Source organism: Odoribacter sp., assembly GCF_985060555.1.
Genome location: NZ_CFKYFN010000002.1, coordinates 53553 through 74972, shown reverse-complemented (window position 1 = coordinate 74972; position 21420 = coordinate 53553). Strand labels below are relative to the sequence as shown.

At 44.8% G+C, this 21420-nt stretch carries 16 protein-coding genes and 1 tRNA gene; 12 read left to right on the top strand and 5 right to left on the bottom strand.

All coding sequences use genetic code 11. From position 1 onward, the window contains the following. Nucleotides 1-156: 156 nt before the first annotated feature. From AC5RDS_RS00330 to AC5RDS_RS00320, 3 genes are all read right to left on the bottom strand, one after another. The gene (locus AC5RDS_RS00330; RefSeq protein ID WP_175315371.1) at nt 157-525 is read right to left on the bottom strand and encodes a DUF8478 family putative metalloprotein; all 369 of its coding nucleotides are present in this window, start codon (nt 523-525) and stop codon (nt 157-159) included. Between the two features lie 76 nt (nt 526-601). Then, nucleotides 602-1159, bottom strand: coding sequence for a phosphatase PAP2 family protein (locus AC5RDS_RS00325; protein ID WP_175315370.1), 558 nt, complete (start codon nt 1157-1159; stop codon nt 602-604). Between the two features lie 12 nt (nt 1160-1171). Further along, complete coding sequence (locus AC5RDS_RS00320) at nt 1172-1546, bottom strand: diacylglycerol kinase family protein (RefSeq protein ID WP_175315369.1); 375 nt, start codon at nt 1544-1546, stop codon at nt 1172-1174. Nucleotides 1547-1687: 141 nt separating this feature from the next. On the opposite strand from AC5RDS_RS00320, the gene AC5RDS_RS00315 reads away from it, so the two are divergent. Continuing rightward, nucleotides 1688-1763: transfer RNA gene (locus AC5RDS_RS00315), tRNA-Thr, on the top strand. 315 nt (nt 1764-2078) lie between these two features. On the opposite strand, the gene AC5RDS_RS00310 is transcribed toward AC5RDS_RS00315, so the two are convergent. Beyond that, nucleotides 2079-3128: a Kelch repeat-containing protein gene (locus tag AC5RDS_RS00310; RefSeq protein ID WP_195328792.1), complete on the bottom strand. Its 1050-nt coding sequence runs from the start codon at nt 3126-3128 to the stop codon at nt 2079-2081. 70 nt (nt 3129-3198) lie between these two features. Beyond that, nucleotides 3199-5229: a TrkA-related ion transporter gene (locus tag AC5RDS_RS00305; protein WP_288562057.1), complete on the bottom strand. Its 2031-nt coding sequence runs from the start codon at nt 5227-5229 to the stop codon at nt 3199-3201. A 616-nt stretch (nt 5230-5845) separates the two neighbouring features. Between AC5RDS_RS00305 and AC5RDS_RS00300 the strand changes: the two genes are divergently transcribed. From AC5RDS_RS00300 to AC5RDS_RS00250, 11 genes are all read left to right on the top strand, one after another. Beyond that, complete coding sequence (locus AC5RDS_RS00300) at nt 5846-6307, top strand: fibronectin type III-like domain-contianing protein (RefSeq protein ID WP_041556562.1); 462 nt, start codon at nt 5846-5848, stop codon at nt 6305-6307. Between the two features lie 143 nt (nt 6308-6450). Beyond that, nucleotides 6451-7017, top strand: a complete 567-nt coding sequence (locus AC5RDS_RS00295) for an RNA polymerase sigma factor (RefSeq protein ID WP_022159858.1) — start codon at nt 6451-6453, stop codon at nt 7015-7017. A gap of 843 nt (nt 7018-7860) precedes the next feature. Continuing rightward, the gene (locus AC5RDS_RS00290) at nt 7861-8436 is read left to right on the top strand and encodes a DUF3575 domain-containing protein (RefSeq protein WP_013611805.1); all 576 of its coding nucleotides are present in this window, start codon (nt 7861-7863) and stop codon (nt 8434-8436) included. A 12-nt stretch (nt 8437-8448) separates the two neighbouring features. Next, the gene (locus AC5RDS_RS00285; RefSeq protein WP_046402518.1) at nt 8449-9933 is read left to right on the top strand and encodes a DUF3868 domain-containing protein; all 1485 of its coding nucleotides are present in this window, start codon (nt 8449-8451) and stop codon (nt 9931-9933) included. Nucleotides 9934-9963: 30 nt separating this feature from the next. Beyond that, nucleotides 9964-11100, top strand: coding sequence for a hypothetical protein (locus AC5RDS_RS00280; RefSeq protein ID WP_172721192.1), 1137 nt, complete (start codon nt 9964-9966; stop codon nt 11098-11100). Nucleotides 11101-11181: 81 nt separating this feature from the next. Beyond that, the gene (locus AC5RDS_RS00275; protein ID WP_013611802.1) at nt 11182-12087 is read left to right on the top strand and encodes a FimB/Mfa2 family fimbrial subunit; all 906 of its coding nucleotides are present in this window, start codon (nt 11182-11184) and stop codon (nt 12085-12087) included. 21 nt (nt 12088-12108) lie between these two features. Further along, complete coding sequence (locus tag AC5RDS_RS00270) at nt 12109-13650, top strand: hypothetical protein (protein WP_013611801.1); 1542 nt, start codon at nt 12109-12111, stop codon at nt 13648-13650. A 6-nt stretch (nt 13651-13656) separates the two neighbouring features. After that, on the top strand, nt 13657-15876 hold the full coding sequence (fimD, locus tag AC5RDS_RS00265; RefSeq protein WP_118103558.1) for a fimbrial tip adhesin FimD: 2220 nt from the start codon (nt 13657-13659) through the stop codon (nt 15874-15876). Nucleotides 15877-15915: 39 nt separating this feature from the next. Further along, nucleotides 15916-19062 carry a FimE-like fimbrial tip protein gene (locus tag AC5RDS_RS00260; protein ID WP_013611799.1) on the top strand — a complete coding sequence of 1049 codons (3147 nt, stop codon included), beginning with the start codon at nt 15916-15918 and terminating at the stop codon, nt 19060-19062. A gap of 76 nt (nt 19063-19138) precedes the next feature. Continuing rightward, nucleotides 19139-20032 (top strand): DUF5106 domain-containing protein, encoded by an 894-nt coding sequence (locus AC5RDS_RS00255; protein WP_013611798.1) that lies wholly within the window; start codon nt 19139-19141, stop codon nt 20030-20032. A 117-nt stretch (nt 20033-20149) separates the two neighbouring features. Next, a complete protein-coding gene (locus AC5RDS_RS00250) occupies nt 20150-21322 on the top strand; it encodes a FecR family protein (protein ID WP_013611797.1) in 1173 nt (390 codons plus the stop codon). Nucleotides 21323-21420 lie beyond the last annotated feature (98 nt).

Here is a 21420-nt window from a genome sequence, read left to right as displayed (position 1 = left end):
CGTTTAGAACGATGAAACTCATTTATAGGTTTGCTAAATAGTACATAATATATACCCGCCTTAACTTCGTTCCTGTAGATGAAGGTGTATATACAGAGACAAAGTTCCCCTTTTCAGTAATCGATTATATACCTCTTCGGCAAACTGCCGTTAAAATCATAACGTTTTTACAGGAGGGCCTCTGAGGTGAAAGTGAGGAATGGAAATCTGTTCCGGAATGACGGCGGTTTCTGTATAATAAGTGATATGCCGGGTACATGTCATGGCTGGAATTTCCGGGGAAGTTTGGACCAGACTATGCCACACTTGCGCATGAGCGATCAGGGTTAATGCATTAGCCGAATGATCGGGTCGAGAGGATTGGGTATCTTTGTTTGCCGGGATCGGACAGGAAAAATGCGAATGGACGATAGTAACTCCGTGGATAATATGACTATGAGTAAAAAAGGTAATGTCGGCAAAATAGCCCCAGAACAGGACTAAGAAAAAAATTCGTATGCCGGTATGCTTTTTTACTTTTTGCATGCTTCTTTCACTAAAGAGAAAACAAAGGTAATAAATAATTCTTAATGGTTCTAAATAAAGAAACTAAGAAACCGGTTTAAAGCTGGATGGAGATATAAAAACCGGGGTGTTGTCCATCTAAAATTGCCGGCGAGAAAGTGAAATGATGTTTTCGGGCAAACGGACGGGTGAAGATATAGCTGCTGGCTGTTCCGATGGCTGCTCCTCCGATGATATCCCACCAATCGTGTTTTTTGGCATACGTCCGTCCCCAACCGACGTAGGCGGAGAGTAAATAAGCCGGTAAGCCGAATTTCCATCCGTAGCGTCTTTGTATAAAGGAGGCTCCCTGAAAAGAGACGGAGGTATGGGAAGAAGGAAAAGCATGATGATCGCTATGGTCCGGCCGTTCTTTCCTGATCACATATTTCAGGGCATAGGTCATGGCCATATTCATCGCTCCCGAAAAGATAATTTGTTTGGTACCCTGATAATCTCCGATAGCCAGTGAACCGGCAAATCCTGCTACCGGTGTGATGAACATGAGAATATCGGTCGTCGTTTCGATGGTTTTACGATTCTGAGCCGAGGGCGAAAAAGAGTTTAAGAAAAAAAGAGTACTTAACAGGCAAGGCAGAATAAATTTTGTTTGCATGAGGAATAAAACTTAGAAATGGATTATTTTAGGAATAAAGATAATACCTCCGATGATAAATGCACAGGTGGACAGGATCAGTACTGCTGCTGCGAGGTCTTTTGCTTTACCGATAAGGACCTGATGCGACGGGGAAATGAAATCGGCTAGTTTTTCAATCGCCGTGTTTATGGCTTCGGCAGCAAGCACACTACCGATAGCAAAAAGGATTACTACCCATTCCAAAGAAGTCAGGGGTAAAATGATGCCTGCCATGACAGCACAAACAATTGCAATCAAATGTATCCACGCATTGTGTTCGTAATGAAATAAAAGAAACACACCACGAAAAGCATATTTGAAACTATGCAAACGGGCTTTGAAAGAAAATTTTTTTTCGGATGCCATAATTAGTCTTTGAACGGCTACAAACGTAGTTTTTTTTGCAAACATGGCCAAAATCCGGTAAACTTTATATCCGGTGAGGTAGATTTTTTCTCCTGAATCGTTTTGATATCTCAAAAAATTGTTACTTTTGCACCCGTAAATGCCAATTTAGCTCAGCTGGTAGAGCAACGCATTCGTAATGCGTAGGTCGCGGGTTCGAGTCCCGCAATTGGCTCCACTGAAAATCAGCAACTTAAAACTAAAAGGGGGCAATAATCAATCGATTTTGACCCCTTTTCTAGTGCAAAAAATCAAACTTTTTTGCCGTTATTTCCGTAAATGTTACACGATTGTTACACGAAAATTTGAAACAAAAACTTGGATCAATTCGGGATTTTTGTTGTTTTAAAATTTTTATTGCTGGTATGGTCATAAAGTGTACACGCTATGAAAGCAAAATATACACTCCGGCAGAGTCAGGCGTCGGTGAATCCATTTAAATTAGCTCATCGATGACCGGTATCAGGAACCGGAAACTTTCCCGGTTTTCGGTTTATGGGGTAAAACTCCACATATCGGCGGGGATAGGAGTGTTTGAATTCAATCCTCCGGTAGTGATATATCCCTTACCGTTTAAGGAAAAGCCGACAGCATACATCCGCTTTGTCATAGGAGCAGGGAGATCGCTGACTTTCCTCCAATGATCTTTTTGAATATCGTATTCCCAACAGGTATGAAGATACGGGCCCATCCCTGTCGTGATATATCCTTTGGTTTGTCCGTCCGTTTTGTCCGAAGTGAAAGCTATGGCATAAGCCCGCGGAATCTGGTCGTATTCTTCGTCGTCCTGATGGGATTTCAGATTTACCAGGGGGCGGGGAGCATACCATTCCTGGGTTATGCCGTCGAAAATATTTACATCGGCTAAATAGGACGTTTTATTCGCCCCGCTTGTACCCAGGCAGATTACCGCTTTATCGTCTATGACAAAAACCGAAGCTCCGTATCGGGCTTCACCGGGAAAGTAAAGTTCTGTCCAGGTCGAACCGTCGAAACAATATAAATCTTTCAAAGCATGGTTTTTAGGTGAAATGCCTGTACCTACGTAAGCTTTATTGTTTAACGAAAAAGCAATGGCATCTTTACGGGCATTACTTTCGCCCTGGGCATCGGGAGGTAAATAAGTCACCGGAGTGTCGCTCCATTTACCGGTCGATGGGTCATAGGCATAGAAATCATGATGAAATTCATCTGCTCGATTTTTGGTGGATGGAGTATAACCTGTACCTACATAGGCGATATTGCCGAGCACAAAAGCAACCGCTCCGTAACGTTCTGTCCCCGGAAAGTCGGCAATACGGGTCCAGGTCGTATCTTTGTACATCCAAAAATCTTTTAATGCCTCGGTAGCTGTAGGTAAAGTACGCCCCAGGCCGACATAAGCGACGTCTCCGATAGTAAAACTGACCCCTCCTGTACGTGGAATTCCCTTGAATGGATGCGATTCGGTCCACTGGCCTTGTGGTAATTCCGGTTCTGTATGGTGATCGTCATGACAAGCGATAAAGGCTACTAGATAAACAAGGAACGAAAAGTATTTCATGATTTTGTTTTTTTTTTTACAAGTATAATTAATAAACAGATAATTTACAAACAAAATCTAAAATAAATGATCAGTCCTCCACTTGATCGGTTTGCGTATGTATATGGTTGAGGATTAAAGGAATTGCCGAAGTGATGCTGATGTCGTAGACATTGGCACAACGACCGTTTTCATCCGACCGTAAATCTTCATAAGGCCGGATGTCATAGTGGGCAGTACGTTTTTCCTTGTATACGTTTTTCAATTCGATATTTTTTTCAATTTCTTTTTCTTCTTCGGGAGTCACAGTCCGGTAACCCATTAACAATTCCTCGACATTCCAGCGGTTGTGTTCTACTTCTGCCAGGATAGCGATTTCATGTGGAGTGAGTTCTCGCATTCTATCTTTCATAGGTAAGGCGATTCCGATCGAGCGGAGCTTAGTGGCTATAGAGCTGGCATTGTAAATATTCGACCATTGTTTCACTACCCGTAGCTTATTCCATTTTTCTGTCAATTCTTTTTCGGAAGGGAGATCCGGGGGATTGACAGTATGCTGGTAAAAATAGTCGTAGACATAATTGATACATTTCGGCAGATATAAATCCTCCATTGTCAGGTCGTAACAGCGGTTGACCATTCCAAATGGCCGTAAAGCCTGATATTTTATAGAAGAATTGACGATTTGTAGAATCGTGTCCGAGGTTTCCTGGCGGATCAATACCGGAACCTGGTGGGCATAGACGGCATCCGGGAGATAAAGACCGAGGGCAAGACTGGTATGCGGAAAATTAAAACAGATGGCAATGGTCAATAGTTTATCTTTTTCACCGCTCCATTGCCCTAATAAGGTTTGGACAGGTTCGGATTCGGCCCTTCCCTGGATAAAATCCCATTCCAAATCGATAAAATCGGCTGTCGAAGTTCTGGGGCAGGGATGAAATGTCTTGTCTTGTTCACAATCCATAAACCGGGCTTCCGATAAGTCGAACAAATGACGGTAACGTCCCATGAAGAAATCCATTTCCCGTCTGGCTTCCCGGTCGATAAAGGTGATCCGCGTTTTTTTCCGGTGAGTTTTGAAGTTCGGGAAATGGGCGATATGGGCCGCTTCGATTGCCAGGGCTATACCCATACGGGTCATACCGATAATGACCAGATGAACGTAATTTTCCGAGTTTTCGCTAATTCCTCCCCGGTCCAGAGGGAAATAATGAATCGTGCCGTTACTTTCCGCACTGCATTTTACCAAAACCCGTCTAGCCCAGATCTCATAGAAATTGAAAGGAGTAAATTCGATGTATTGTTTGATTTGCTGACTGATATCCGAAACCTGAAATACCGAAAAAGTACCCTGATATTCGAATAAAACATGACAACAGAGTGGTTTTTTACGTTTGGTTTGTTCGCAGATTTCTGCCACACGTTTAACACAGTCGATATTTAAAGAATCCCGGTCGTATTCATTCGCTTCTCCTAAGATAAACAATTTTTCCGCTTTATGAACCCTGGCTTTTTTTAATTCTTCTTTCGAGTCCCGCCGTCCGTGCAGGATGACCAGTCTCCTTTCTTCTTTCCGGTTCAGTTCGGCATGGAATTTCAGTCGCACCTGTTCGGTATCTTCGACGGTCAATACGACGATATCGCATTTTTTATACTCGGCATTTCGTCGGAGTTGCTGGATCAGATAAGGCACCATATCGTCGATACCCAATATAATGATGTGATTGGAAAAAGCATAATGGCTGTCGCCTTTGCGGAAACGTTCCACCCGGCGTTCCAGCATATTCGAAAATACCGAAATTAAAATACCCGTAAGTAACAACATGCCTGCCAGTACGACCAATAAGGCATAAGGACGGTTGACCTCTTTTTGATTGGCGAATCCTCCCGGATCGATAAAAAGTTCTACCAAATCCCAAAAATTCAGTTTTTGGGTTTCTTGTTCTGCCGGAGAAGTGAAGACATTTTCCGTCTGGGGGGAGATACCGACCTGGGGACGCAGGATATACATCCCCGCGAAGAAAAATACGATCACACTGGTAAGCCAGAGTAATTGTTTCCACCAGGCTCCCGAAAAAGTCTGGTCAAACCCCAATTTTAACCATTTCCATAAACGCATAAAACCGTAAATTGGATGTAAATATGCAAATATAAGGAAAGTTGTAACCCTAACAAACGACAGGCTGAAGAAAATCGCAATCGGATGAAATAAGGGGGAGAGTAACTCATTTATATTACTACTGATAAATTTAAGACATATGAAGGGAAGAGGCTTGTTTTTGATCGGTACACTTTTGTTATTATCGGAAGTACTCTTCGGACAGGACAGAATTTCGGTGACGGGATAAGTGACAGAAAAAAGACCGGGAATCCGTTATCGGAGCTGCGGTGGTTGTTAAGGAAGAAACTATCGGTGCCATTATCGGAAGTCATGGTTCTGGCCAAAGGTGCTATGGGAGAAGAACCTGCGTATCCACATCTCGAATTACTAGAAAAAGGCACTGATTGGTTTGACGAGATTTTCAGGCTTGATTCCGTCAGGAATTACCAGATTGGCTTGAGTGGAGGTGCTGAAAATGTAAGTTATAATTTGAGTGTCGGTTTCTTCCAGTAAAAAGAAGTGATCAAACAGAATGGATATCGTCGGCTCACGTTGCGGGCGCATAATGAATATCACCTCTGAGAAAAAATAACGATCGGACATAATATGTCAGCTGCTTTTAGATAAAAAAGTAATGGCAACCCCGGTGGTAGTCGGACAGGCTTACCGTTTGAGCTTTACTATTAAATCTTACGATAAAGAAGGAGATTTCTCGGATTCTCAGAATTCTTCTACCGGGAATCCGTTGGCTACGATCGCTTACCTGAATAAGAATATCCGGGATGACCGGGTGACGGGAAATGCACATCTCACTTGGGAGGTAATCGAAGATTTGAGTTTCCGTATCAGTTTCGGTATCGATTTACTGAATCGGCGGGAATGGATTTTTAGGTATGAATTTTATGTCTATTCTACTTATCAGAAGTTGGCATTAAAGGCCGGGGAGACCCGGAACGTTGAGTTTCTGATTACCCCCGAAACAATTTCTATGTATAATTTAAAAATGGAATACGGACCGGAACCCGGTGATTTTAAAGTCTGGATAGCCGCGAATGCCGAAGATGAAAGCAATGAAGGCTTGTTCTCCTATCGATGACCGATGGGGGGCCGACTTTTGACTTTTTACGATTAACAGTATGCTGATTGGCGGAATTGAAATTTTGCCGGTCAGCGTTTTTTCTTTCTTATTTTTTGTTCTTAAATATATTTTCTATTTTCGGCTGTCGAAAGCTTGGGATCATGTTGCCAGAAACGAAAGAATTGATTCAAGGAATAAACCAAAAAGATGAAAAGGCCTGGAAAGTACTTTTCAAGTCGTTTTATGCTCCCCTTTGTCATTATAGTTCCCGGATTTTGGCAGATGAACAAGTTGTTCCCGATATTGTTCAGAATACCCTGGTGAATTTGTGGAATAGTTCGGTTCGCTTTGAGAATGGGAAAGCTTTGACGGTTTATTTATACCGTGCAGTGTGGAATAATGCTTTAAAATATTTGCGTGACCGTAATGTGGAAGAAGAAAGGCTAAAACACTGGTTTGAAGAAGAAGGGGAAATGTCGGAAGAAAATTTTTATAGTGTGGTGCGGGAAGAGTTATTCCGGAAATTGAGGGAATTGATCGACCGCTTGCCCGAAGAAAGAAAAAAAATTATGCTGATGAGCCTTGAAGGGAAGAGTGGAGAAGAGATTGCCTGTGACCTGAATATAACGATACATACGGTCAAACAACAAAAATACAGGGCTTATAAATTTCTTCGGGAGCAATTGGGACAATATACTTCTTTGTTGTTTATTTTCTTTTTCCGATAAAAAATACAGGAAAATTCAAAGGAACGAAGGGTAGAGATTTTATTGCCGGAGGGTTCTGCTTCAGGGGGGATAAATCCTATCGGTTTATGTGGTCTATCGGCTGATTAGCGCCGGGAAGAGTAGAATTTTTTAGTACTTGTCCGTCTCCGGTATTCGTGTGTGGGGACCCGGTCACTTCTGCCAGTCAGTGGTCAACGTATTTTTCAACCGTTATGAGATACGAATTCAAAAGTTTTTACAACCGAAATAATGAAAAAGACTAAAATCAATTTCTGATAAAATTACAATTACAACATATATTTTTTATATGAAATAATATATTAAAACATAGTAATTTATAACAGATTTACGAACCTATTATGAAATTAATTGTATTTATATTTTTGCATATTCCAAAAAGTATTTATATTTGTAATGTAATTATAATATTAATGAAAAGAAAGTTATAGTTTTATCTATAGAAAACGAACCTTATTTTTTTTGATACATAAAGCCATCTTATTTATAAGATCGGCTTTTTTATTTTTAGTTCAATTATTTGATATTCAGTAAGTCAACTCTTCATCATAAAGACCTCCTTTTTTTCGAATTTCAACCAATAAAAATGTTCCTTTTTATTGGTCCTATTGTATAAATATCAGATAAAATATGTAATGTTTGCCCCTGAATTACCTTTTCTATTCTTCTGTATTTAAACAGAGAAATACATACACATACATACACACACATACAGCCAGGGGCAACATTACATTTTGTGTTTTACCGATATTAAAGAAAATAAAGTGGAGTGAATATACATACCGGCTTGGCCGGTAACGAATGGTATAACGATAAAATGAAAATATGAAAAGATTAATCCTCGGAATTTTTCTTGTCGTGTGGTGGTGTGGAAACCTTGTCTGCGCGCAGGATATTGCGGTTAAAACCAATCTTCTTTATTGGGCCACTTCAACACCCAACATCGGGTTTGAATTCGGGCTGGGCAAGCGTACAACCCTCGATCTGGTGGGGGGGTATAATCCGTGGACCCTTAATAAAGACGATAATAAGAAGATCAAGCATTGGATGGTGATGCCGGAATTCCGGTACTGGTTGTGCGAACGTTTCAACGGACATTTTTTCGGTATTCATACCGGGTTTGCAGAATACAATATCAGCGGTGTGCGGATTCCCTTCCAAAATAAGTCTACCCAAGAGCATCGTTATGAGGGGTGGGCCACCGGGATCGGTATTTCTTATGGTTATACGTGGATTTTAGGTAAACGCTGGAATCTGGAAGCGAATATCGGTGCCGGATACATTTACACGAAGTACGACAAGTACGAGTGCAAGACTTGCGGTCGTTTCAAGGGTAACCAGAAGAAGCATTATTTCGGCCCGACGAAAGCGGGAATATCTCTTATCTACATTATTAAGTAATACCGGAAAAAGATGAAACATTTATATATCATATTCTTAGCGTTACTGGCATGTTGTCCGGAGGTGATACATGCTGAAAACGAGATCAGTTACCTTGCCGAAATCGGGATACAGAACCGGGGAGTTGTCAAGAAAGGCAGAGAAGTACAACTGACCATGCTGGTTGATTTGAGTGAACTTAAAATCAAGACACAGCATACGATAGCCTTGACTCCCATATTGCTATCCAAGGATGGAAACCGTGAAGCGGCTTTCCCACCGATCGTCATAGACGGTAAAGCCCGCAACAAAATGTATCTTCGGGCTCAGCGTCTGGAAAGTGTAGATATTCCCCCTTATCACGACGAGAATGCACAGGTTGTCATCCGTCGCCGTAACGGTAAAGATCAGGGGTACGAGTATCTGGCGACAGTCCCTTACGAACACTGGATGCTCGATGGGCGGATCGAACTGCGTGAGCAGGTGTATGGGTGTGTAAACTGTTCGGAAGGTAAAGCGGAACAGGTCCTGCCCGGGAATATTCTTCCCGCTTTCATCCCTGATTACAGAATTTGTACGATTGTGCCCGAACCGGAACCGGTGAAAGTCCGGGCTGAAACCCGTACGGCGCGTCTCCAGTTTCGTCAGGATAGTTACAGGATCCTTCCCGGATATAAGGATAATCGTTCTGAATTGGATACCGTGTCCCATTCGATTCAGCTAGTCGAGGATAACGAGGATGTTTCCATCACGGGTATTTTTATTACCGGTTACGCTTCTCCGGAGGGTACTGTGGCTCACAACCTCAAACTGTCGGAGAATCGTGCCAAAGCGTTGGCCGACTATATTTGCCGCCATGACAAGTTCGACCCTGCCATGATACACGTCGATTGGAAAGGTGAGGATTGGGAAGGTTTCCGTCTCGTGCTGGACAAGTTTCCAGGGCTTCTGAAACGTGGAGAGGTCGTGCGCATTATCGATGAATGTACAGGAGACCGTGATGTCTGTGAAAAACAGTTGCAGGAATTAGTACCTGCCGACATCTATCATCGCCTGCTCAACGAGATATATCCTCTTTTACGGCGTAATGAATATAAAATAGAATACAATGTTCGCAACTTCAATCTCGACGAGGCCCGGCGCATGGTGGACGAACGTCCCGATTTGCTGAGCTTGACGGAGATGTATAAAGTGGCCGCTTCTTATGAGAAGGGATCACCCGGATACGGGAAAGTTATGCAGGTGGCTGCCCGTTACTTCCCCGATGCACCGGCCGTCTTGAACGACCTGGCATTAGAGGCTATGGCAAAGAAGGAGTATGACAAGGCTGTGCAATTGTTAGAATATTCGAAGGTTACCTTCAGCGATTCCACGCTTCTCAACACCCTGGGAGTTGCCTATGCCGGGGCCGGAGAGCCTTATAAAGCGGAAGACGCTTTCCGTCGTGCCGCCGAAGCAGGGGTGGAAGAGGCCCGGCATAACCTGACACAAGTGCAAGGAGTAATAGAACAATTATAATTTTCAATAAAACCATTAATTTTTGTATTTATGAAAGTGAAAAATTTAGTATTGATGGCCTTAGTGGCTACAATGGGACTTGTTTCTTGCAGTAAGGACGAGCATGAAGATGGTGTGAAAACGGATACTATGCCCAAAAGTGTGACGATCAAACTGCCTAATATCCAAAAGACTGTGAAGTCACGTGCTACGGGTGATGCAATGAAAGGTGGTTCCCAGGTTGCGTTGGAAAATTTCAAGGTGTTCTTTGTGGATGCTGCCGGCAACCTGCAAACCGTTCCTCAGTATGAGAATCAGGATCAACAGGTCTATTTCAGTAAAACAGATTCTGAGTGGGCTGAAATAGGTGAGAACGGAAAAGATATTACCTATCATTTTCTGCCCGCTGCCACCTCGAAAGTCGTTGTCGTGGGGAATATCGGTGACGTGGAGTACTCTACAATTGCAGCCCGTGTTGATCATATACCGAATGACAATGGAAGCGGTCACCCGACCTATCCTCTTTATGGTGAAGATGAGCTTGAAGAAAAAAAACTTGACGGGAGCGAAATTCATGACAATGTTTACACGGCGAACGTAACCCTGGAGCCACGTGTATCGCGTTTCGAAATCTATGGATTCCAGTATACCCAAGAGGGAGATGTTCCCAAGTATACCTCTGTCAAGTTACAGAAAATAGCATTGAACAATTACTATACACAGTCTGATTTCGTGTCTAAACTTCCTGTGGAGGATACTAAAGTATTTGAAACTATCGATCATACGGAAGTATGGGGTTGGATCGAAGATCGTTCCGCACCGTGGGCCGATGAATTGAATTTAGAATTGGCTGTCGGCGGGAAAAAATTCGTAGATGGTACGGATATTACCGATCCTGCTGAAGATGGAGAAGATGCCGCCGGAATCATCACTTACGGTTTAGCACACGTGACGGATGCTGCTAAGAATCCTGAGTTGTTGCTCGCCCTGCGCGGTGTGAACAGTAATTCAGAGGTGCCTCTCTATTTACGCGGACAGTTTACCAATGCTTCTGCCTTTACATCAGGAAAGATCTACCGGGTGCTCTACTCGTTCACGGATGGTGATTTCGACGAACCTGAGCGTTGCGTGGAGTTAAATGTGGATGTGGCAGACTGGACTGTCGTTCCTGTTTCTCCTGAATTCTAATAATTATTAAAGGGTGCGGAATGGCGGGTGTATCCCGTCTTCCCCCTCTTTTTTCTCCTTGATGAAATAAAAATAAGATTTATGAAATTGACGAGTATTGTTTTCTGTCTGGCGTTGTTAGGAGGTGCGTTAACTTCTTGTATCGATGAAGACATAGATGACTGTTTTAGCATCAACAGATTGACACTCAGCTATAAGGGAGATGGTACGACGGAGATATTCCCCGACAAGATCTGCCGGGTGGAAATGTATGTTTTCGATGCAGAGAATAAATGCGTCAATTCGCATACTTTATCCGACGATGAGTTAGCAAGCCGTACGGCTTTGCTTCCCCCGCTCAAAGCCGGGGATTACAGGATCGTCTGCGTGGGAAACACCCATCACACGAGAGTGGAGGGCCTCACCACTTGTGACTTTAACAAAATAGTATTTGCTGACGGGGATTATTTTGCCGGTAAACAGGTTTCCGGCAACGACTCTCTTTATCACGCTTCAACGTCCTATACCGTGCTGCCTTTTACCGGCAGGGAAGAGGATGATCAGACCAAAACGATAGAATTTGCCAGCTCCCACTACGATTTGTTCGTAGAAGTGGTTGGGATTCCCGCTGTGGGAAAACGTGCAGGTTCATTGCCTGTACTTGAGATATGTGGTGTCTCGCCTTGTACCGATTTCGAGAACCGGGCATGCGGAGAGGCTACGGATTATTTGCTTGAAACTACATATGAGTCCGGCAAAAAATTGCTGACGGCTCGTGCCAACATAATGCGGCACATGAATCACAGGGACGTGAACGTCTGTCTGCGTCAGGCTTCCGGGGAAGAGTTGCTGGCGGAGATCAACCTGGCTGATTTTTTGGCTGCTAACCCTATGATCGATTGTTCTAAACAAGAGGTGCTGATTCCGATCCGGATCGAATTCAAGGCGGGCGCGATAAAGGTCACCGTTCCCGAATGGTATGTTGAGCAAGTGAAACCTGAATTTTAAGACCCTTAAAATATGTGAAACATGAGAAAGATACTTTATGCGGTGTTCTTATTCGGCTGTTGTGCTTCTCTGCTCTCCGGCTGTATCAAAGAAAAATATACAGTCCCCTCTGAAAAGGGTGATGCGTTGGTGCAACTGAACATAGGCACCCGGGCCGTAGAGGAGACCGACGGTATTCCCACAAACAACGAGACTGTTCTGCACTCGTTGCGCGTATACGCTTTTGTTGATGGACAACCGGCCGGACACTTCTACACGAAAGACGGACTGGACGTGAACAATCCCTCGTTCCTGATGCACCTGACCATGTATTCCACCATGACACAGAAGGTGGACTTCTATGTCGTGGCCAACGAAGCGGCCATGGAAACACCGGGTTCTTCTGTCTTATTGACGGAAAACACAACGGAAACCCAGTTGAACCATTTTACATTCACGAAGCTGAATACGTCGAAAGGTTTGCCGATGTTTTGCAAACAGACGGAAACAATCGACTTGACGCAGTTGTCGGATAAGACCCCGGCCGATCCCGGACATGCAGGGCACACGTTGCTTCGGCAGGACCTTACGTTTGAACTGAAACGCCCGATAGGTAAGCTCGGCGTATTCGCAGCCAAGCCTGTCGGAGAGAATAGCAGTCTGCGTGTTACCGGATTGACCGTACTGGCATCCGGAACAAGGACACGCAATTACCTGATGCCGCAAACTGATGAAACACTGAAAGCGATAACAGGTATTACAGGTGATATCAGCCTCGAAGTTGTCGAAGAAGAGGTAACGAAAACTTTAGCTGAGAATGCCTCGCAAACCGATAAGGAAAACCCGGCGAACTATACACCTGTTCTGAACGAATCTTTCTATCTTTTCGAAAACCCTTGGGGTAGTACCTCATGGGACGTTAAGGGGGATAACGACGGTAATGTTCTTCGGGTAGACTATGAATTCGATGGAAACGCCCGAAGCGGTTTTGTATATATGCCTCCTATCGAAAGGAATAAATATTATACGGTCTGTTGCCTGATGCACAACGATGGTAAGATAACCGTCGAATATAAGGTGGCCGACTGGAATAAGGAGAATTACAATATCACTTTTGATTATCCGAGTTACGACAATCCGATAACACCTGCTGACGGAAGCTCGGTACCGGAAGATGGACAATACAGCCAACCGACTATTTGGTACAATAACGATGCTACTTCTGAGGAGGGCAGTTACTCTTTCACATTCTCGATATTCGGGCCTGATAAACAGATATGGGTTCCCACATTGCTTGATGCCACAGCTGGAGATTTTGAGATAACGGTTTATCAAAAAGGAGTGCTTGTCGATCCGGGAAATTATGTGGCTTCCTCTGACCCCTACCAAATCAAGATCAAGGCATTGAAGTCCACAAATGTGGACAAAACGGTAAGTCTGGCTATCTCTTACACGCCGGCGTGGGATCAGACAGGTAGTTCATTGTTATTAATTAACGGGCAGAGCGCTTCCTTGAAATGGCAGGGGAGTAACATTCCCGAGGCAATTGTGATAAAACAGATCGAAGTACCCATAAATAACTAACGAGCGATGAAACAGCTAGTATATCATATTATTGTTTGTGGCATGGCGGTACTGTTTCTTACCGCCTGTGAAAAAGACGACGATATTTCGGGCAGAAGCATGGAAAAGAACGGTAATAGCATCATTCTTAATCTATCGTCGGAGACATTGCCTGTGAGCCGTGCCGGCAATGAACCCGGAGTGGAAATGGCCGTCAACCATATCGACGTTGTGATTTTCGAAGAGAACGGAGATTGGAAATGGCACGAGCGGGTGGAGGGCAGTGAAACCGGTAACGGTAAGATCACCTTAACAGCTAAGAGGAGCAGTTTCAATAAAGACACAAAGTATTGGGTATACCTGATTGCCAACAGCACAGCTCTGGCGGAAATATTCGATGCCAAAGATTTCGATCTGAATAGACTCAAGGCCATGACGCAGAGCGACCGGAATATCCACATGACAGGATTATCGCAGGTGAGCGGTGCCCCGCGGACTTTTCTGATGGACGGTGTGGCTTATGCTGGAACCGATGAACCCAATGCCCCCGAAACGGTAACTCTAAACTACGGAACGGCTACGGACAATACGGAACTGCAGGTTACCTTACGCCGTGCGGCAGCCAAGATTGTCGTCAGGATACAGAAGGGTGACAGAGTAACGTTCGATGACAGTAAGGAAGCCCATAATGCAGGATATTATTTGCGCAACATGCCTTATACAACATCGGTAATAGCGGATGTAAACGGTACGGCTGATCTGACAGATACCGATAAGTCCTCCGGCAGCTATTTCAACTGGACTGCGGATTTAATTACCGTGACCGCCTATACCTATGCTCATACGTGGATAAACGAAAGTGCGCTTGAAAAGGAAGTACGTCTGGTTGTGAATATTCCCATGAAGTATGAGGGGGATGGAGACGATGCACAGCTTCGTGAGAGCAACTGGTACCAGATCCCTGTCAGCGAAAAGAAAGCACTGGAACGTAATACCTGCTACGAGGTGGTAGTCAGTGTGAATGCTCCCGGAGCCAACGACCCGTCAAAACCGGTTGAATTGACTGATATGACTTATTCCGTGCAGGACTGGAATGAACAAACGATTCTGGTTGGCGGTGAGGATGATCGTCCGGTCTACCTGACGCTGAATGAAAACGAGATAGAGATGCATAATATGGCGGATGACAATACTACACTGCGATTTGCATCGTCATCGGAAGTACATGCTGAAGTTGTAAGCGCTTATTATTACGACAAGTTCGGAGTGCAACGTTCTGTAGATGCTCAGACTCTCAGGCAAATCACCATAACCCCCGAGCCTGATGTAACAGGAAATATCGGCATTCATAGCCCGGTACCGACCAACAACACGATCCGCTATATCAAAGTGAAAGTCTTTAATGATGATCAGGTAGAACGTGAGGTCGAAATTATCCAGTACCCGTTGGAGTACATCATAAACATACAGAGTTGGTATTCTTATCGTGACGATTTTAAAACAAATAACGCCCGGCCTACCACGTATGAGTATATGGGAGACCGTATATACGGAATCAGCCTTGCCACGGGAAATATATCCAGCTGGAACGGACAATATGATTACGAAGCATCAGAAAGAAGTGGTTGGTGGGGTGAAACTAATACATCCAGCGGTTTTTTCCGATCTAAGTTTGTTTCCAGTGTAACGAACGGAAAATCAACCATTCTGCACTATTATTGGAATAGTAGGGAGCAGAGAGAGACAAGCAGCACAGGAGAATACAATGGACGTTTGTACCATATTCGATTAACAGCAACATCGAATAAATATACAGTGGGACGTCCTCGATTGATTGAAGACGAAAGTAATCCCGGACTGATGGTTACAGATCCCGGAAAAGATAATGCTCAACTGGTCTCCCCATCTTTTATGATTGCATCTTCATTAGGTGGCTTTATGTTGGGGGCTGGAAATTTGACATTGGATGACAGCGACAATAGTTTGAGGGTTGCACGGGAGCATTGTGCTAATTATGTGGAGGTTGCAGAGGATGGAACGGTGTATGACGATTGGCGTTTGCCAACCGAGGCCGAATTGAAGATTATCATGGATTTTCAAGGAACAGAAAATGCAGATGCAGATGCTATAGATTATCTGTTAAATGCTGCATATTATTATAGTGCAAGCGGCAGGGTATCCAATTCTAAAAACAATATGAATGGAACCGGTGTTCGTTGTGTCCGCGACGTTTACAATGGCAAATAGACCGGTAATTAGTACGAAGAACAGATAAAGGATAAGACTATGATAAAAAGAGTAATACATACGGCAATAACTTTGGCTGTGCTACTGGTCTCTTGCCGGCAAGATGACCTGCCGGACTCGATGCCCACGGCACATGAAGGTTACGTGGCCCTTCGGTTCAGTGCCGATATTCCGGCTATGCAGGAGGTGGTAACCCGTTCGGTCGATCCCGACGGAGGTGGTGTACAGGACATGACACTGTTCTGTTTCGACAGTTACGGTCTTTTTACCACGACCGTCGAGGCCAAAGTTACCCCTACCGGGAATGGAGCCGGCTTAACAGGAAATTTCGAGGCCGAAGTGCCTGAAAATACCCGAACCGTACATTTTCTCGCCAATCAGAATATGTCGGAATTCAAGGAGGATAAATTTCGTAACAAATCGGAGGCCGAGGTTATGGCTCTGCTGGAGGGCTCGTCGGGGCGTATGATCTATTGGGCACGTTTTACCTGCGATCCGGATAACGATAGTAAGATCGATGCTCAAATGGCCGACAAGGGAAATACGATAAAGATGATCCGCAACCATGCGCAGGTTTCCATCGACAATCCGATCAACGGGTGGATAGAGGTGACGGGTTTTGTAGCCTATAACACGAATGCCTTTGGTACGGTAGCTCCCTATCACCCGGAAAAGGGATTCGATTTCGAGTGGCCGGGCGAAGACGATCCGTTTGTCACACTTCCGCAGAATGATGCCAGGATGAGCGACATCACGGATGTGACCACGGCCACGAAACAGTATATCTTCGAAAGTGAAAACAGCGCAGATGATCCTGTCAGTATCATCATTCGCGGACATGTTCCGGGTGAGTCCACGGAAAAATATTATCGGGTGATGCTGATTGACGAAAAAGGCGATCAGATTCTCATACGCCGTAACCATCATTACAAGTTGAATATCAAGGGAGCCCTTTCTTTTGGACAGGAAAACTTCGCCGCTGCATTGACAGCAGCGGCCACGAACAACGTCTGGATCTCCATTTCCGACGAGGTGAACGAGGTAGAGGATCAGAATTACATTCTCACGGTTGAAAAGACCGGCTATGTGATAGATGGAGACGCTACGGGCGGAACCGGAAACTACACACTTTCTTATACTGTTAAAGGTAAAAACGGAACGACGATAACAAAAGACGATAAGGCAGATGTCTCGTGGATAGATAACCTCGTGGCTAGACAAAATATAGACAATAGTTTTGAGATTGAAGACGGGATTGGTAAGGGCAGTATCGTCATCTCTCTGCTTCCTTTGGGAAATAACGAGAAGCTGGAAGGTACATTGCTTGTAAAGAAAGGACGTCTGCAACGCAAAATTAAAGTGATCACAGTGAAGAGACAGGCGTTCACTCCTTCATGGGTAGGCACGCAGGTGTACGGAAAAATAAACGAGAATAATCCAACCGAAGACCGTTCGCACGTAACGGTGATGTTTACCATTCCCGAAACATGTCCTGACGAGCTGTTCCCGATGAAAGTGTACCTATCGGCCAACGAATTGGATATACGTTACGAGGCAGGTATGGCATTGCCCGTGGTCCGTAATGGCGACAAGGAGTGGTACAGTAGTGGAGACATCAAAACGGAACCGGACTATAAATTTCTATATACGGTCGAACAGGCCGGTGTGCAACGGGTTTATTTCGAGAATATCCTGTCACAGGCTGCCGGATATAAAGGGACGCTCTATATTGAGGCCGAACACTTCGAAACCATGACTCGGGAATTTACGTTCTCTGACACCCGTAAGTCCATCACGGTAACGGGACTGAAAGCGTATAGCGCCGATCCTACCCAAAATCCGGATGGATATGCAGATGACGAGTATGTGTTATACCGCCTGGTGCCGCAGAAGGTCAATGCTAAGGTGCAGTTTGATCTGCAACTCATGCAGAAACAAGGCGATGAAGTGGAAGATGACCAAAGAGGAACACCGTTCAATGCCGGAGAGAAAGATGAGTTCTTGCTATATTCACAGTATTTGTCGGATTATAAAGATCCGTCGGAAGCCGATATTGTGTCGTTTGACTGTAATTTCTATACTGACGAGGCAGATACGTGGTGGAGAAAGAACAATCCGGCAGGCGGTCGTATGTTGATGTTCAAACCGATAAAGCCCGGCAGTCCGACGGAAACCGGCAAATATTCGATTTATATGTACACGAACCGGGCAAAAAGCGCGGAAGTGGTCAGGATTGCCTCGAACCAACCCGGTAATGAGGCGGTACTGGCGGCAGATGCCGGTGATATGGGTATATATGCCGGTAATTCATACCGAAGCGTTACGTTTGAGCTGGCCAATTACAATCCGTTCCGTTTCGGGGCACGTGTAAAATATGCCGGTGAGGATTGGAAAGGGAAAGATGACGAACCGGATAGGTCCGCTTCAGCGGCAGATATTCCTGAAGTGGTAACCCCTTTGGTATGGACTTATCAACCCGAACAGGAGGTGGATATTGCCATTGACGTGACCAGTTTTTGCGGATCGGACGGAAACTCGGTAGATCCGTTCGGCAATGAGTTCGAAATTTATATCGATGCGCCCATGCTGAAGATTGATGAAAACCGCTTGGCGGCAAACAAATTGAATGGAACGAAACTAAAGGCCGATCCTGCGGTTCCGGGACGTTTCATTTATACAGTGGAGGCTGACAGGGAGGCCGAACGTAACTATGGTACAAATGCAATCGAAAACATAGACAATACAACGACTATTTCAGTAAACCAAAACGGAGAGCGTAAAACCTTGCCGTTTATCACAAATAGCATTGTAAGTGCGGGCGACATCACGATTTCCTCCAACGAGAAACAAGTAGTGTATTATAGTAAGACTTTCCGGGTAACCAACCGGTCGATTACGGGAACGCTCCGTTATGCAGCCGCTGACGGTGTAAAGGATGTGCCTGTCGGTGCGTTCGTCTCTTTCGAGCGTGTCGGCAACAACAGTCGTATCGGTTCGGTTACCGTTACGGCTGACGGCCGATATGAATTGCGCCTGCGTAGGGAGTACGAGTTCAACTGGTATTCCGACAAAATCGAGTTGCATTACGAGGATACTGCCGGAAACGTTTATCACAAAATCTACGATAATTTGGCTGAGCTGTTCGCAAAGCCGGATATTGAACTTCAAGCGGCTACCGGTAACTGATATTTTGAATGATACAATCGGAAACTCCGAACGTGGAAGCGTCCGGAGTTTTTCATAAATCATAATACCAAGCGACATGAAAATTCTGAATCTAACCCTTTGGGCGTGTATCTTCTGTATCGGGCTTATGTCCTTCGCTCAGGCGCAACGAACGACGGAGGAGTTTCGGTTACCCGAGGTACCTGTTCTTCTGACGGATCCCGCAGAACGGGCTGCTTATCTGGCCGTGCATTACTGGGATTATTTCAATTTTGCTGACACCACCTTAATTTCCCGGCCTGAAATCACGGAACAGGCATTTGTCGATTTTATCAGTATTCTTCCCTACACGGCAAAAGTACAGGTTGCCGTCGACACGCTTTTCCGGCGTGCTATGGTGAAAAAAGAGATGTTGTACCATTTCATATCCTTGGCGGACAAGTATCTTTACGAACCCAACTCGCCTATGTACAACGAGGAGCTGCATATCCTGGTACTGCGTTCACTGCTCGGGAATCCCGGCTTGGATGATTGGGATAAAGAACGTCCCCGTTACCTCTTGGAAATGGCCCTGAAAAATCGTCCGGGTGATGTGGCTGCCGATTTTACCTACCGGACCCGCGACGGTGCCATGAACCGGCTTTCGGGTATAAAAGCCGATTATGTTGTGCTTTATTTCAATGATCCCGATTGCACGGACTGTCAACGTGTGAAGGAGGCGCTTCTCTCCTTACCGGTTATGAATGAATTTATGAAGGCCGGACGGTTATGCCTGCTATCCGTGTGTGTGGAGGGTAAAACGCCGGCCTGGGAAAAAGCGATCTTTCCCGCCCGTTGGATCGATGGTTATGACGAGGGAAAACGGCTTACCCGTGAACAGGTATATGATCTCAAGGCAATGCCCACCCTCTACCTGCTCGATAGCGGGAAACGGGTAATACTCAAGGATGCCTCGGCAGAAAAAATCGAGGCATGGCTCTCTGAACAATAGCCGAAAGAGAGCAGCGTGGGGAGTACAAGCTATTTTTTCAAAAAAAAATCATTTTTCTGTTATACTTTTTTTCTTTTTCGGATTTAATATATAAAAATAACAAAAATCTGAAAAAGCATGAAGCGTCGTGGATATGATATCGGTAGGGTTGTCGATCTGATATTCGAATATTGGTTGGGGCGGATGAAAGATTCGGAGCTCGAGGAATACAGGCATATGAAAGAAACGACAGGGTTGGACAAGTATGCCCGGGAATTTGAGGACCGGGAGTGGATAAAGAATGCATTGGAAGAACCGGATATTTTTGAGACGGATAAAGCTTACCGGCGATTTTGGAGCATGACGGCCGGAAAACGGTCTATCGGCCGCCTTCGCTGGAGATGGGTGGCCTCGTTGCTGATTCCGTTGTTGGTCGGTGGAGGGGTCGGACTATTCGTTTGGTGGCAACCCGCTTCGATACCCTTGTCGGAAGAGATCGGAATTGTAAAACCGAAAGCGGTGGTGACCCTGGCCAATGGAGAAAAAATAAATTTGGGAGAAGAAGTGGCTCCTATAGCTGAAAAAGACGGTACCCGGATTCAGTACCACGACGGACAATTGGTTTATTCTTCCCAATCACAGACAGCAAAACCACAAGTCCTGTACAATGAATTGACCGTCCCGCGTGGAGGTGAGTATTCGCTGGTCTTGGGCGACGGTACCCGGGTTTGGCTGAATGCCGGTTCGAAGCTGAAATATCCGGTTCGTTTCAACGGTTCGCAACGGCGGGTGTTTTTATCGGGAGAGGCTTATTTCGCTGTTGAAAGAGATACAGCACATCCTTTCATTGTTTCCGGTTCATCCGGGGAGATCCGGGTCTTGGGTACAGAGTTCAATATCCGGGATTATGAAGATGAAGAACGGGTTGTGACTACCTTGGTGAAAGGAGCTGTCAGCTATACCGGCAAGAATTTGAAACAGGGGGAAATAGTTATGAAACCCGGAGAACAGGTCAGGGCCGGACGTCGGGGGGAGAAACCGGAATTATTGCAAGTGAATCCTAAAGAATTTATAAGCTGGAAGGACGGCATTTACTTCTTTAACAAAGAATCCCTGGAAGAAATGATGAAGACGGTCGGACGTAACTATGATGTGGAAGTTTTTTTCAATGGAGAAGCTTTAAAAAAATTACGCTTTTCAGGTCAACTGAAAAAATATGAACGGGTAGAAGAATTCCTGCAATTTATAGAAACCGGCGGGGATGTTACCTTTATTGTGAAAGACAGAACTATTACTGTAAATCCGAAATAAAACGATACGACAATTGTAGCAGCAATTGCCGTATCACACTGAAAAATTATTGGATAATTAAACAAATCAAAGTTATGAAAAAAAAAATGGTATTACAA

What these genes read in the sequence shown, in the direction of transcription:
- AC5RDS_RS00260 (WP_013611799.1), top strand. Translation starts at nt 15,916, where the DNA reads ATGATAAAAAGAGTAATACATACGGCAATAACTTTGGCTGTGCTACTG.
- AC5RDS_RS00325 (WP_175315370.1), bottom strand. Translation starts at nt 1,159, where the DNA reads ATGCAAACAAAATTTATTCTGCCTTGCCTGTTAAGTACTCTTTTTTTC.
- AC5RDS_RS00300 (WP_041556562.1), top strand. Translation starts at nt 5,846, where the DNA reads ATGGCAACCCCGGTGGTAGTCGGACAGGCTTACCGTTTGAGCTTTACT.
- AC5RDS_RS00270 (WP_013611801.1), top strand. Translation starts at nt 12,109, where the DNA reads ATGAGAAAGATACTTTATGCGGTGTTCTTATTCGGCTGTTGTGCTTCT.
- fimD (WP_118103558.1), top strand. Translation starts at nt 13,657, where the DNA reads ATGAAACAGCTAGTATATCATATTATTGTTTGTGGCATGGCGGTACTG.
- AC5RDS_RS00255 (WP_013611798.1), top strand. Translation starts at nt 19,139, where the DNA reads ATGAAAATTCTGAATCTAACCCTTTGGGCGTGTATCTTCTGTATCGGG.
- AC5RDS_RS00250 (WP_013611797.1), top strand. Translation starts at nt 20,150, where the DNA reads ATGAAGCGTCGTGGATATGATATCGGTAGGGTTGTCGATCTGATATTC.
- AC5RDS_RS00310 (WP_195328792.1), bottom strand. Translation starts at nt 3,128, where the DNA reads ATGAAATACTTTTCGTTCCTTGTTTATCTAGTAGCCTTTATCGCTTGT.
- AC5RDS_RS00285 (WP_046402518.1), top strand. Translation starts at nt 8,449, where the DNA reads ATGAAACATTTATATATCATATTCTTAGCGTTACTGGCATGTTGTCCG.
- AC5RDS_RS00295 (WP_022159858.1), top strand. Translation starts at nt 6,451, where the DNA reads ATGTTGCCAGAAACGAAAGAATTGATTCAAGGAATAAACCAAAAAGAT.
- AC5RDS_RS00280 (WP_172721192.1), top strand. Translation starts at nt 9,964, where the DNA reads ATGAAAGTGAAAAATTTAGTATTGATGGCCTTAGTGGCTACAATGGGA.
- AC5RDS_RS00330 (WP_175315371.1), bottom strand. Translation starts at nt 525, where the DNA reads ATGCAAAAAGTAAAAAAGCATACCGGCATACGAATTTTTTTCTTAGTC.
- AC5RDS_RS00320 (WP_175315369.1), bottom strand. Translation starts at nt 1,546, where the DNA reads ATGGCATCCGAAAAAAAATTTTCTTTCAAAGCCCGTTTGCATAGTTTC.
- AC5RDS_RS00275 (WP_013611802.1), top strand. Translation starts at nt 11,182, where the DNA reads ATGAAATTGACGAGTATTGTTTTCTGTCTGGCGTTGTTAGGAGGTGCG.
- AC5RDS_RS00290 (WP_013611805.1), top strand. Translation starts at nt 7,861, where the DNA reads ATGAAAAGATTAATCCTCGGAATTTTTCTTGTCGTGTGGTGGTGTGGA.
- AC5RDS_RS00305 (WP_288562057.1), bottom strand. Translation starts at nt 5,229, where the DNA reads ATGCGTTTATGGAAATGGTTAAAATTGGGGTTTGACCAGACTTTTTCG.